The sequence below is a fragment of the bacterium genome (assembly GCA_028821235.1).
GTDB lineage: Bacteria > Actinomycetota > Acidimicrobiia > Spongiisociales > Spongiisociaceae > Spongiisocius.
The window spans coordinates 1-12638 of sequence record JAPPGV010000009.1; the positions used below are offsets into that span (position 1 = coordinate 1).

The following is a 12638-nucleotide window of genomic DNA, read 5'->3' on the forward strand; positions in this document are numbered from 1 at the left end:
GGGTGGGGAATTTCAGTGATCAACTCCGGGGATTTTCAATGACCATCAACACCGTGTCGGACCAAGCTGTTGCCCTGCCGGCAAGGATCAATCAGGGCCGAGGTTGCCCTTGCCTTGGCTCTACTAGAGAAAGGAAACAGGCAAATGTACAAACGACCCAGGACCGGGCTATTGATACTGACGGTCTTCATGCTGTTCGCGATTGCTTGCGGCGACGATGAGACTGTTGAGACGACTCAAGTTCCGGCAACGACTCAAGCCCCGGCGACGACCCAAGCTCCGGCGACGACTCAAGCTCCACCGACCACAAACGCGCCGCCGTCCTCGGCTGGGCTCCTCGCTCTGGCCGACTCGGAATTGGGCGGTATGACTTGGGATGAGATAGTCGCGGCTGCCGATGGAGGCACCGTCAACTGGTACATGTGGGGTGGTGACGATGCGATCAACGCCTACGTTATCGAGTATCTCGGTGGTGCGGTAGAGGAGCGATACAACATCACCCTCAATCAAGTCCGAATCGTTGACACCGTTGATGCTGTCAGCCAGGTGTTGGGCGAGACTGAGGCCGGTGTATTCGCTGACGGTTCGGTAGATATGATCTGGATCAATGGAGAGAACTTCCGGACAATGAAGCAGGCTGGCCTTCTCTTCTGTGAATACTGGGACGTTCTTCCGAATATCCAGTACATAAGCCCGACGGATGAGACGCTCCTGTTCGACTTCGGTACCGCGGTCGATGGTTGTGAGACACCGTGGGGCCGGGCCCAGGTTGCAATGATCTATGACAGTGCCTTCATCGAGACGCCGCCGGCTGACATGGACGCTCTGTTGCAGCACATACGTGACAATCCGGGAACATTCACCTATCCGGCTCCGCCGGACTTCACCGGTAGTGTGTTCGTGCGTCAGGTTCTCTACAACGAAGCCGACAAACTCTTTGCCGACGAGGGAGGCTACAAGGTCCTTCTCGGAGACTTCGACGAGGAGCTGTACGCGCAGGTGGCTGAGGCAACGTGGGAGACCCTTAACGAGATAGAGCCGTACTTGTGGCGTGAGGGTTCTACCTACCCCACCGACAAGCCCGCCCTCGATCAGCTCTATGCGAATTCAGAGGTCACCATGAACATGACCTACGATCCGGCCGGCGTGGGCCTGGAGGTCGAGTCAGGTCTGTTCTCGGAGACGACCCGAACGTACGGTCTCGAGAGCGGAACGATCTCGAACGTTCACTTCGTAGCCATCCCTTACAACTCACCCAACAAGGCGGCTGCGCTGGTCTTGGCGAACTTCTCGCTCAGCCCCGACGCGCAGTTCGAGAAGAACCGGCCGGACGTCTGGGGTGACGTAACGGTCCTGGACGTGACGACTGTATCGGCAGATCTCCAGACTGCGTGGGCCAATCTGCCGAGACATCCCTCTGTGGTCGCACCAGAGGACCTGGCGCCGCTGGCGCAGCCGGAACTCCGGGGTGACTGGCTCACCCGGATCGAGGCAGACTGGGAGACCTACGTAGCTTCTCAATAGACCGACACGCGCTGGTGGTGCAGTCTTGCCGGCTGCACCACCAGACAGCCGACCTGTCCCATAGCGCCCTCCGGTTCTGTCCCGATCTAGCGATCGCCACCCCCAGGGACCTATGCCCACCAACAACTCTCACCCTCCTAGGCTCGGGTTGACGTGGCTCCGAGCTTCCCGCTTCCGATTACCTTCCTCTCCGACTTCGGCCGGGAGGACGAGTTCGTCGGGGTCGTGCACGGGGTGATCGCCACGCTGGCGCCTCGGTGCCGCGTGATCGACCTGAACCACCGGATCCCGCCCGGTGACATCCGGGCCGGAGCCCTCACCCTGTTGCGGGCCATCCAGTACATGCCGCCCGGTGTCGTGCTGGCGGTGGTGGATCCGGGTGTGGGTAGCGACCGCCGGGCCGTGGTGCTGGAGACCGGCTGGGGCTATCTCGTGGGTCCCGACAACGGGATCCTCTCCCCGGCAGCGGCTTTCCTCGGCGGCGTAACGGACGCCTACGCGATCGAGAACCCGGACGTGATGCTCCCGTCGCGGGGACGTACGTTCGAAGGGCGTGACCGGTTCGCACCGGCGGCGGCCGTGCTGGCGGCGGGAGAAGCCCGGCCGGACGAGATGGGGCCACAGCTGGATGCGCGGGTGCTGACGCCGCTCCTGTTGCCCCTGTCCGAGGTGACGGACGAGGGACGGGTGGAAGGCCGGGCCTGGTGGGTGGACACCTACGGCAACGTCCAGACCAACATCACGCCCGAGGATCTGGAGGAGGCGGGCATCGGGCCGGGCGAGCAGGTGGTGGTGCGGGTGGGCCTGATGAACTACCGGGTGCCCTGGGTCGGAACGTTCGCGGATGTGGGGGAGGGACGCCCGCTCATCCACATCGATTCGGCCGGGCTGATGGCGCTGGCCGTGCGGGGCGGGCGGGCCGACGACCACTTCACGCTCGCCGTGGACTCGTCGGTCGTTATTGCTAGTTGCTAGTTGCTAGTTGCTAGTTGCTAGTTGCTAGTTATATTGGATTACACTGAACCACCGGCCGATGACCGGCCGGCTAGATCCATACAGAGGTCAGGGTCGCACTTGTGATAGCATAATGAAAGCATGGTGCACGTGCTGATACGGAATCTGCCCGACGAGACGCATGCCGAGCTACGGCACCGCGCCGAGCGTGAGGGCAAATCGCTTCAGCAGTATCTCGTGTCCGAGTTGAAGCGGCTCGCGGCGCGCCCCACGCTCGACGATGTCATCAACAGGGTGGAAACCCTTGCGGGTGGTCGCGTCGGCGCTAGACAGTCAGTGGAGGACCTGGCCGAGGACCGCCGGCAGCGTTGATCGTCCTCGACGCCTCCGTGCTCGCCAATGCGGTCGGTGACGACGGCAGCGACGGCGCGGACGGCCGGCGGGAGCTGCGTCTGGCCGGCGACGCGGCCATACCGGAGCTGGCCTATGTCGAAGTCGTTTCAGTCCTCAGGAAGCGTTGGCTGGCCGGTGATCTCACACTCGAGCGATTCGCGGACGCCGTGGAGGCCCTCGCCGATCTGCCGCTCGCACGGTATTCCACGGTTTCGTTGCTTCCCCGGATCTTCGAATTGCGAGCCAATGTGACACCATACGACGCCGTCTATGTCGCGCTGGCCGAATCGCTTGAATGTCCACTTCTCACCAACGACAGGGCGCTCGCCGACGCACCTGGCCCGCAGTGCGAGATCCACGTGGTGACGAAGTGAATGGCCTCCGTTCCCGGACGCCCGCTGTGGCCCTTGAGCCTGTTCGCGTGTCCGACTTATGTCAGTGCTTCAACGACCACTGACCACTGACCACTGACCACTGCCCACTGACCACTGCCCACTGCCCACTGACCACTGCCCACTGACCACTGCCCACTGCCCACTGCCACTGGCCACCGATCTACAGGCCCAGCAGTTGGACGGCGAAAACGATCCCGGCCACGCCGATCAAGGCCAGCAGGATCAGCAACGCGATCGCGGTGCCGGACCTCATTCCTCGACGGGTTCTGCGAATCCGCAGTCGAAGACCGCTTCCTCGACGGGTTGTCCTCCCAGCACCACCCGCTCGTAGAACACCACGGTGGCGATCTCCTCGGGTGTGAGGGTATCGCTGAAGGAGGGCATGACTCCGCCCGAGCCGACCGTGATACCGGCGTCTCCATAGGTATTCCGGCCCGCGCTGAGGAAGCCGTCCGTCCCTAGCGAGACCCAGTCGATGTGGTCGGTGCACATCGAGAACGTGTCCAGCAGCGTGCCTGCCAAGGCTGGGCCGGACCCGCCCTCGCCGCTGGCGCCATGGCACGAGCTGCAACTGGATGGGGCCGCGAACAGGACGCTTCCCTCGCCGACCAGCGCCCGCACGTCCACACCTCCGGCCGCGCCGCCCGCTTCGTAGACGGAGCCGTCACAGTTCTCGACCAAGCCGGTAAGCCGATCGACGGAGAGTTGGCCGCCCGGGCCGCAGTTGGGTCCGGCGGCGAAGGCGATCAGGTACGTGAGGCCGATGAGCGGAACGGCGAAGAACAGCACGGTCAGCCAGCGGGGAAGCGAGGCGGCGACCCGCTCGGTGAGGCCGGCGGTGGCGCCGGTGATGACCGCCTCGAACCGGTGGGCATCGGCGAGGGTCACCTGCTCGGGCGCCGGAGGGCTTCCGACTGCCGTAGCTGCCATCTCGGGAGCAGGCGCCGCGGGAGCAACGCCCGGCTCAGGATCTTCAGCTGGGGCCGGGGCGGCCGAGGCGGCGACCGGCGCCGGTACATCTGCGGCCGGGACAGGGGCGGCCGGGGCCGGGGCGCCTGGCGGAGGGGCTGTTCCCCCTGCCCATGCCGCCAGCACCTCCTCCGGGCTGATGCCGTCGGCCTCGGCCCGGGCGATGGCTGATCGTTCCACCAGATGCTCGGGGCTCCCGAGCCTGGCGGCCGCGGCGGCGATCAGCTCGTTCACGGTGCCGTATCCCCGGAGCCGGAGTGAGGAACCATGACTACTTCAGCTCCGACAGGTAGGTGGCGAGAGCGGTCAAGTCCTGTTCGGAGAGGTGCGCGTACGACGGATGGTTCCCGGACGCGAACACGCTCTCAGGGGTTGTCAGGAGGATCATGAGATCGTCTGCGGTCACGGTGCCCGCATCGCCTCCGTAGGCAGTCCGGCTACCCACATGGGCCAGGTCGGGCCCGATCCGCTGGACGCCGAAGGTGGCGGTGTCCAGTGAATCAGCCCAGCTCTCGGTCGCGGGTCCGAGCCCGACGTCGGCGAGGACAGGCCTGACCAGTTGGGTGTGGCAGTAGCCGCATCCCTGGTTCGAGTAGACGGCCCGGCCCTGGTGTCCGAGGGCGGACAGGGGGGTGTCGGGAACCACGTGCCGGAAGTCTCCTCCGGTGTTGTAGGGGCCGATCAGCGTGATGACCAGCCCGATCGCGAACAGGCCTGCCATCATGACCCAGGTCCGCAACGGGTGCAGCCTCACGCCCGTCAGGCGGGGCGTGGCCTTGCTGAGAGCAGGCGCCGCAGGCCGGGGTACCGGCGAAGGGGATACCGGCGCCGGAGCGACCGCCACGGCTGCGGGCACCGGGTCGGGAGCGACGGCCGCCGGAGTGGTCGCGGGAGCAGCGGTCGTTGCCGGAGGCGCCTGGGGCTCTGGAGCGGCTGAAGGTGCGGGTAGCGGAGCGCCTCCGCCCCACGCCGACAGTACCGCCTCGTAGGTGGTCCCGTCGGCCTCGGCGCGGGCCTGGGCCGATCGTTCCACCAGGTCCTCGGGCGCTCCCAGCGCGGCCGCCGCGGCAGCCAGCAGGTCACTCATCGTCTCGGGGCTCCACCGGCACCAACATCTCGACCGGACGGGCCGTCCCTGACACGTAGGTCCCCAGGGCCGTCCACACCATCAGGGCGATCCCCACCAGGGCCACCACCGAGGCCAGGGCTCCTACCGTGAACATCAGATCCACTCCGGCAAACGTGTCCGAGAATCCCGCCCCGGCGTTGAGCCGCGAACCCGAGGCGCTGGCCCAGTTCCAGGTGATCCCCGACACCAGTCCCGCGACCAGGAACGCCGCGGCCGTGATGCCTCCGCCCCAGGTCAGGAGGCGGAGCCCTCGCTCGGCCGCGTCCTCGCCGGCGAGATCCCTTCCCGTGGTTCTCGGGAAGGCATGGAAGACGAATGCCATCCCGAGGGCGGGTACGGCCACCAGAGTCGTGCCGATGATCAAGCCTTCGTGCCATGTGGTCAGGCCCAGCACCGCGGCGACCGACCGGAAGCCGGACATACCGGTCAGTACGGTGACCAGGGTGTAGGCCGTCGCTCCGACCATCAGGTACCGGATCACCACGCTCCGGCGAGCCGTTTCCCAGTCACCCGACAGTGTCTGGCCCAGGTTGGTCATCACCGCCAGCGCGGCGATCATCAACCCCATCGCCGCGGCCACCGCCACCGTCTCCGTCCAGTTCGGAGCGGGGCCCCCCAGGAACCTGGTCGGGGTGGCCAGGAGTGCCGTCCCGGCCAGCGTCCAGAATCCGGCCCGGGCGAGGGGTCCGGAGAACAGCGGGCGGCCGCTCTCCTTGACCAGCACGTAGTAGGCGCCTCCCAGGGCGGCGGCCGGGAAGGCCAGCCAGAGCATCCCATTGGCCACCAGGCCGGCTTGCAGGAACGGGCCGACGCCGTCGAGTCCCGGGATGCTGCCCGTGATGTGCAAGGCCGGGTACCACCAGACGGCCCCCAGGACGTAGAGGGTGGATACGAAGGCCCCCTCCTCGGTGCGGTTTCGGAGCATCGAGGTCACCAGGAAGGGGGGTAGGAGCAGCAGGGCGGCGATCGGCCAATCGATGATCGGGGGGAATTCGGTGAGTTCGGGTCCCGACGGGCCCCTGAACAGCACCACGAGCGCGCCGAGGGTCACCAGGCCGGCATAACCGAGGCCGCCGAGCAGAGCGGCCTGCTGGTGGCGCATCCGGACGCCGACCAGGCGGGGGATCAGGTAATAGGCCGTGGCCTGGGTAAGGACTCCACCGAACCCGTAGACGAGCATCAGCATGGCGGCGGGCCGGAGGCGCCCGTACGCCAGGAACTCGGTATCGGCGAAGAGGGTGGGGATCGCCAGCTTGATGAGCATCAAGACCAGCAATCCGGCGCCGGCCAGGAGCAGCAGGCAGGCTACGGCCATGAGACCCGACGCCGCCCGCTCCTGGCGATCCGCCCGGAAGCGGTCGAGCGAACCCTGGTCCGTCTTGGAGTCGTCCTGTGTCAACCCGGTGCCCTTCGCGACCTCATCTCTGCCCTAACCCGCATAGGTTAAACGCTGCGCGGAGCCGGTCTGGCCGCTGCCCTGGTTCGATGCAACGGGGTGCCCCGTCGTGAGGTCGCGAGGCCTGCCCCGTTGTAGCCTGTGGTTTAGGGAGAGCCCGCCTTTCTGCCACAATGGGGCGGCCTGATCGGCATGACCCGTCGCCGCGCCATCCGGCGGATCAAGGTGGGTGGGAGCGGTGTCGGGACGGCCGCGGGTCGAGACGATACGGAGGCGAACTACCGAGATGGTGCAACGGATGCTCCGGCAGATGAGCGGGACGCAGCGTGCCCTTGCCGGCTGGGGGCTGTTCATCGTGGGTCTCTTCACCCTGGTACTGGGTATCTGGTTCAACCACTACGCCAACTTCCCGTCGGTCGAGACCGTCACCATCGCCACAGATAGCGCCACGGGCCTGGGCGCGGGTGACTCGGTCACCTACAACCGGGAGGCGCGTACGGTGGCCGCCACCCCGGTCATCAACCCCGATCTACCGCAGACCCCGGTCGATCTCGAGGTCCGGGTGGACTACTTCGGATGGGTGCCCCGGGACTGCATGATCTCGGGCGGCGACTGGTGCCTGCCCTGGTTCTCGCTGGGCCACCTGGTGGCGTTCGGCGGGAGCCAGCTGATGCTGCTCGGTGTTGCCGTGGCCGTGCTGCTCGGTCGCAAGATGACCTGGTCTCTGGCCGCGCTGGCGGCCTTCCTCGCCATGACGGAGCTGGTCCTCCTGCTGGGTAACGTGGCCTCCGAGTGGCTCAACCTGGCCCAGGGACCGCTCAACTGGACCGAGCAGAACGACGCGTTCACCATATGGGCGCCCCTCGTACTCGGCAACAACGTCGGCATCAGCTGGGGCGCCATCAAGGACTTCATCTCCATCAACTACAACATGGGGGCGTTGACCTTTATCATCCTGTTCGCCCGCTGGATCCAGAGTTTCGGCGGGCCGATGCCGCAACCACGCACCGATGCGGTTTCACCCTACGGACGCCCGCTGGTCAAGGGAGCCGAGTAAATGGCGAAGTCTGAGGTCTGGTTCGAGACCCCGCCCTTCCGTGACGACTACCAGTTGGTCATGGTCGATACCGATTACGTCCAGGCGCAGGTGCGGCCCAAGCAGTTCCTCCACATAAACCAGTCCGAGTGCATCCTCTGCGAGGGATGCGTGGACATCTGCCCCTGGAAGTGCATCCACTACCTATCCCTGGATGCCATCGATGAGGCCTACGACGTGGATCACCCGTCCGACAGCGCCGACAACCTGGGCTTCTTCGTGGTCGACGAGTACGAGTGCACCCGTTGCGCGCTCTGCATCGATCGCTGCCCCACCAATGTCATTTCCCTCGGCAAGTTCGAGGGTTCGGTGTCGGACACAGCCATGAACGCCGGTCTGGTGGAGCGCGCCCCATGGGATCTGGATACCGGTGCCCGTGACTTCAAGAACGGGTACACCTACGGAATGCGTTGGTAGAGCGGAGGAAGAGCGGATGTTGAACGGCGGTTTGAAGGTCAGGGAGCGGGTCGGCGAGGCGGCGGACGCCTTCCGGGCGAGCCCCTTCTGGGAGTCGATGTTCCGTCCTGGATCACCCTTCAAGCGGGGCTACAGCGACAGCCCCCGCAACCGGTCCTACGTGATCATGAACAACGTCCTCTACCACCTGCATCCCGTCAAGGTGAAGCGCCATGCGGTGCGGCTCTCGTACACGTTGTGCCTGGGCGGGCTGAGCTTCTTCCTCTTCATCCTGCTGACGATCACCGGCATATTCCTGATGTTCTACTACCGGCCGACCGCGCCGGCCGCCTACATCGATGTCGAGGCTCTCTCCACGTCGGTCGCCTTCGGCTCGCTGGTCCGGAACCTGCACCGGTGGGGCGCCCACCTCATGGTGCTGACCGTGTTCCTCCACATGTCCCGGGTCTTCTATCACGGCGCCTACAAGCCGCCCCGGGAGTTCAACTGGGTGGTCGGGGTGGTCCTGCTGCTCCTCACCCTGCTGCTCTCCTTCACCGGGTACCTGCTGCCGTGGGATCAGCTGGCGCTGTGGGCGGTGACGGTGGGAACCAACATGGCGGGCTTCACGCCCATGTTCGGAAACCAGGTGAAGTTCGCCCTGTTGGGAGGTATCGAGGTAACCGGCAACACGCTGCTGCGCTTCTACGTGCTGCACGTCCTCTTCCTACCGTTCGTGATAGTCATCTTCATGGCCGTGCACTTCTGGAGGGTGCGCAAGGACGGCGGCATCTCGGGGCCGTTGTAGGAGTGGTTCGATGACCGTTGCTGTGGACCTTCACGCGCCTACCAGGGCTTTCACGGCCGGATACCGGCGCGCGGCGGCATTCTCGACCGCCATCCCGGACATGGGTCCTGCCGCGGGCCTGCTAGGTAAGGACTGCTGAGGCTCCGATGGCTCAGATACCAGAGCACCTGCTCCGACGCTCGGCCGAGGCGAAGGCCAAGGCGCTGGGTGTTCCGATCGAGCAGGTCCTGGCCGAGATGCGCGGTGAGGCGCCACCCCCTCCTGCATCGACGCCGCCCGCCGTCGAGCCTCCGTCCGCTCCTGAGCCTCCGCCCGCTCCCGCGGCGGCGCCACCTCCACCGGTCGCCGAAACGGCCCCTCCACCGCCCCCGGCTCCCCCCGAGCCCGAGCCGGCCCCGCCCGCATCCGAGGTCGCCGCAGCGGTCGCGACGGAGACCCCGGAGGTAGTGCCGCCCGCCGCCCCGCCCGCCGCTCCGCCACCGGTCTCGGACAACGGCGGGGGAGCAACCCAGGTAACGCTCCGTCCGGTGGCGCCGCCCGAAGAGGTCCCTGAAGGGGTGCGGCCCCAGCGTCTCCTCACCGTCGTCAAGGCCAAGGCCATCCAGCAGGTCAAGGCGACGCCGACCGACAAGGTCAACACCTGGCCCCACCTGATGATCGCCGAGTTCTCCGCCCTGATGGTGGTAACGGCGGTACTGATCGTCCTGTCGGTGATCCTCCAGGCGCCGCTGCTGGAGTTGGCGAACTTCAACGCCACGCCCAACCCGTCCAAGGCGCCCTGGTACTTCCTGGGCCTGCAGGAGCTCCTGTCCTATTACGACCCCCAGGTCGCCGGTGTGATCATCCCGACCATCACCGGGCTGCTGGGCTTCATGGCGATTCCCTACGTGGACCGCAATCCCTCCACCAAGCCTTCCGACCGTAAGTTCGCCATCATGCTGTTCACCCTGTTCCTCACCGGCTCGGCCACCCTGACATTGCTGGGAACACTGTTCAGGGGGCCCGGTTTCAACTTCACCTATCCATGGGCGGACGGGATCTGGTTCGACGATCTCAAGGACTGGGTGCACTTCGAATGACGACAGTCCAGCTCCTGATCGTCGCCCTCTCCGCCATCGTGCTGGTGGGGGTGCTGGGCGCTTTCGTCATCGCCTACCGCCGCAGCGAGTCTCCCGGCCGGCAGGCCCGGTCGTGGAGAGCCGGCCTGTCGCGCGAGACGCGCAAGGCTGACCGGTCGGCCCTGGCCGCGCCGATGGTGGTCCGGCCTGCCGAGGCCGTTGCCGACCACGATGTGGAAGTAACGGAGACGGTGGAGACAGCTGCGGAGGATGCGGCGGAGGAGGAGTCCGAGGAGCCGGTGGCGGCCATGCAGGCGGTTGAGGTGATGCGGGTGGAGGAGCTCTCCCCCCAGGAGGCCGGTGTCAACCGTCGCCAGTTCTTCACCCGGGCTCTCGGGGCCACCTTCGGCGCCTTCGTGGGCCTGAACGGGATCTCCTACCTGGCCTTCCTCTGGCCCCGCCTGTCGGGCGGCTTCGGGTCCGACATCGACGTGGGAGCCATTGCCGACCTCCAGGCGGAGGTGGTTCTGAACGACGGCTCCATCCTGCCAAAGTTCGTGCCCGAGGCCCGTGCCTACATCGTGCCCTTCGCCGACTCGGATATCTCCCGTTCCCAGTTCGAGGGCTCCGGGGTGGTGGCAGGTGGATTGACCGCCCTCTTCCAGCGCTGCGTGCACCTCGGCTGCCGCGTCCCCTGGTGTGACGCCTCCCAGGGTTTCGAATGCCCCTGCCACGGCTCGAAGTACAACTACGTGGGGGAGTACGAGGCCGGTCCCGCCCCCCGCAACCTGGACCGGTTCGCGGTCGAGGACCAGAACGGCCGTCTCATCGTGAAGACCGGCACCATCATCCAGTCGGCCCGGGCGATCGCCAAGACCGTGCAGTACCCCCAGGGCCCTTCCTGTATCGCCCTGAACTCCCCCACCGCGGTATAGCCGGTGTCAACACTCGTCGTCACGATTGTTGCCCTGGGAGCGATCGCCTGGTTCGCCTACCTGGTGGGGTCGGGGTCGCGCCGCGAACGCCAGGATCCGGTGCCCGCCAACCTGTCAGTCTCGCAGACCGACGACGAGATGGAGACCAGGCGGCTCGATCGAGCCCTGGTCGGGGCCGTGGTGACCGCCGGGTTTCTCACCCTCGCCATGCCCATCTACTACCTCACCGAACTGGACCGCCAGGAGGGATTCGTGGACGAGTTTCACGAGGCCTCGCTGGAGAGGGGCCACGAGGTGTGGCTGGAATTCGGGTGCGGCGACTGCCACGGCGCCAACCTGGCCGGCGGGGTGGCCTCCTTCCTGGAGGAGCGCTCCCAGGTCAACGTGGCCGGCTGGGCGTCGCCCGCGCTGGACGACCTGTTCTACCGCTATGACCGGGACGAGGCCATGTTCTGGATCGTCTACGGCCGGGCCAACACGCCGATGCCACCGTGGGGTCTCGAGGGGGGCGGCCCGCTCAACAGCCAGCAGGTCGAGGACCTCCTCAACTACATCGAGTCGCATCAGGTGGACCAGACCGCGGCCCTGCTCAAGGCGGACGGTCTGCTGGCGGGTGCCCTGAGCAGGCGGGAGGGCGCAGCCGATGTGGTGGGCGACCAGATCGCGGAGCAGGAGCAGCTGATCGAGACGATCCGCACCTCCGGGACATCCTCGGCCGCCCTCGGCGACATAGCGGAGCGAGCCCGGTACCTGCTGGACGGCGCGGCCGAGGGTATCGACACGGACGGGGACGGCCTGTCCGACGTCACCGAGACCGGCCTGACCGCCATCTTCGCCGAGGCCCAGGCAGCCGGGTACCTGGCCACGGCGGTCACGCTGGATCCGCGCAACGCCGAGACCCTGATCGGGATCGGCGACGCCACCTCGGCGGCCACATCCGTCGGCGACCTCGAATCGGGGGCGACGTCCCTGACCATCACCTTCCAGAACCAGGATGTCCTGGCTGAGCAGGCCGGGTTCGGCCTCCAATTCCTCCGGGCCGCGGCCCGGCAGGCCCACTGGGAGGTGGATGTCCAGGCGGTGGCCGATGCCTCCTTCGGCGGGGATGCCGGCGCGGCGGATCGGGCGGTGAACCTCTACAACGCCTACTGTGCCCGTTGCCACACCGCCGGTTACTCGGCCGGTCCCTCCTTCCAGCAGCCGCAGGCCTCCGGGGCGCTGGGACCGTCGCTGAGGGGCGGTCGCGCGCTCACCCAGTTCCTGACCGCCGAGGACATGTACGAGTTCATCTCGGTAGGGTCGACCTCCGGCGTGGGTTACGGGGTCAACGGTGTGGGCTCTGGTCGGATGCCCGGTTTCGGCATGGTCCTGTCCGCCGAAGACCTCGATCTCATCGTCCGGTATCTGAGGGGGGCGACCCTCGACGGGTCCGAATACCTGGGGGAGGGGGGCTGACCATGCGCGAGCTGTTCCGAGCGTTGCTCTCGCAGAACCTGCTGTTCACGGGGATCGTGCTGACCATCGCGGCGTTGCTCGTGTTCTTCGGGAGCGTCTACCTCCTGCAGTACACGAACCTGGGTAAGCG

At 66.5% G+C, this 12638-nt stretch carries 14 protein-coding genes; 11 read left to right on the forward strand and 3 right to left on the reverse strand.

All coding sequences use genetic code 11. The features are described from left to right. Positions 1–144 precede the first annotated feature (144 nt). The 4 genes from OXK16_00250 to OXK16_00265 all read left to right on the forward strand — a co-directional run bounded on the left by OXK16_00250 (position 145) and on the right by OXK16_00265 (position 3245). The gene (locus OXK16_00250; GenBank protein MDE0374382.1) at positions 145–1524 is read left to right on the forward strand and encodes an ABC transporter substrate-binding protein; all 1380 of its coding nucleotides are present in this window, start codon (positions 145–147) and stop codon (positions 1522–1524) included. Positions 1525–1677: 153 nt separating this feature from the next. Next, a complete protein-coding gene (locus OXK16_00255) occupies positions 1678–2499 on the forward strand; it encodes an SAM-dependent chlorinase/fluorinase (protein ID MDE0374383.1) in 822 nt (273 codons plus the stop codon). A gap of 120 nt (positions 2500–2619) precedes the next feature. After that, the gene (locus OXK16_00260; protein ID MDE0374384.1) at positions 2620–2850 is read left to right on the forward strand and encodes a hypothetical protein; all 231 of its coding nucleotides are present in this window, start codon (positions 2620–2622) and stop codon (positions 2848–2850) included. Beyond that, positions 2847–3245, forward strand: coding sequence for a type II toxin-antitoxin system VapC family toxin (locus OXK16_00265; GenBank protein ID MDE0374385.1), 399 nt, complete (start codon positions 2847–2849; stop codon positions 3243–3245). Before OXK16_00260 ends, OXK16_00265 begins: the two co-directional genes overlap by 4 nt. A gap of 270 nt (positions 3246–3515) precedes the next feature. Here the strand turns inward: OXK16_00265 and OXK16_00270 are convergent, their stop codons facing one another. The 3 genes from OXK16_00270 to OXK16_00280 are packed head-to-tail and all read right to left on the reverse strand — an operon-like array spanning position 3516 to position 6763. Beyond that, positions 3516–4469: a c-type cytochrome gene (locus OXK16_00270; GenBank protein MDE0374386.1), complete on the reverse strand. Its 954-nt coding sequence runs from the start codon at positions 4467–4469 to the stop codon at positions 3516–3518. A 37-nt stretch (positions 4470–4506) separates the two neighbouring features. Further along, entirely contained in the window at positions 4507–5322 is an 816-nt protein-coding gene (locus OXK16_00275) for a cbb3-type cytochrome c oxidase subunit II (GenBank protein ID MDE0374387.1), read from the reverse strand. Further along, positions 5315–6763: a cbb3-type cytochrome c oxidase subunit I gene (locus tag OXK16_00280; protein ID MDE0374388.1), complete on the reverse strand. Its 1449-nt coding sequence runs from the start codon at positions 6761–6763 to the stop codon at positions 5315–5317. Before OXK16_00280 ends, OXK16_00275 begins: the two co-directional genes overlap by 8 nt. Positions 6764–7070: 307 nt before the next feature. On the opposite strand from OXK16_00280, the gene OXK16_00285 reads away from it, so the two are divergent. From OXK16_00285 to OXK16_00315, 7 genes are read left to right on the forward strand one after another with little or no spacing between them, the layout of a single operon-like run. Then, on the forward strand, positions 7071–7817 hold the full coding sequence (locus OXK16_00285) for a hypothetical protein (protein MDE0374389.1): 747 nt from the start codon (positions 7071–7073) through the stop codon (positions 7815–7817). After that, entirely contained in the window at positions 7818–8273 is a 456-nt protein-coding gene (locus tag OXK16_00290; GenBank protein ID MDE0374390.1) for a 4Fe-4S binding protein, read from the forward strand. Positions 8274–8289: 16 nt separating this feature from the next. Next, the gene (extP, locus tag OXK16_00295) at positions 8290–9060 is read left to right on the forward strand and encodes a selenite/tellurite reduction operon b-type cytochrome ExtP (protein MDE0374391.1); all 771 of its coding nucleotides are present in this window, start codon (positions 8290–8292) and stop codon (positions 9058–9060) included. A gap of 10 nt (positions 9061–9070) precedes the next feature. Beyond that, the gene (locus OXK16_00300) at positions 9071–9199 is read left to right on the forward strand and encodes a hypothetical protein (GenBank protein ID MDE0374392.1); all 129 of its coding nucleotides are present in this window, start codon (positions 9071–9073) and stop codon (positions 9197–9199) included. Positions 9200–9206: 7 nt separating this feature from the next. Continuing rightward, entirely contained in the window at positions 9207–10139 is a 933-nt protein-coding gene (locus OXK16_00305; protein ID MDE0374393.1) for a hypothetical protein, read from the forward strand. Then, complete coding sequence (locus OXK16_00310) at positions 10136–11053, forward strand: Rieske 2Fe-2S domain-containing protein (GenBank protein MDE0374394.1); 918 nt, start codon at positions 10136–10138, stop codon at positions 11051–11053. Before OXK16_00305 ends, OXK16_00310 begins: the two co-directional genes overlap by 4 nt. Before the next feature lie 3 nt (positions 11054–11056). Further along, the gene (locus OXK16_00315) at positions 11057–12508 is read left to right on the forward strand and encodes a c-type cytochrome (protein ID MDE0374395.1); all 1452 of its coding nucleotides are present in this window, start codon (positions 11057–11059) and stop codon (positions 12506–12508) included. Positions 12509–12638: the final 130 nt, after the last annotated feature.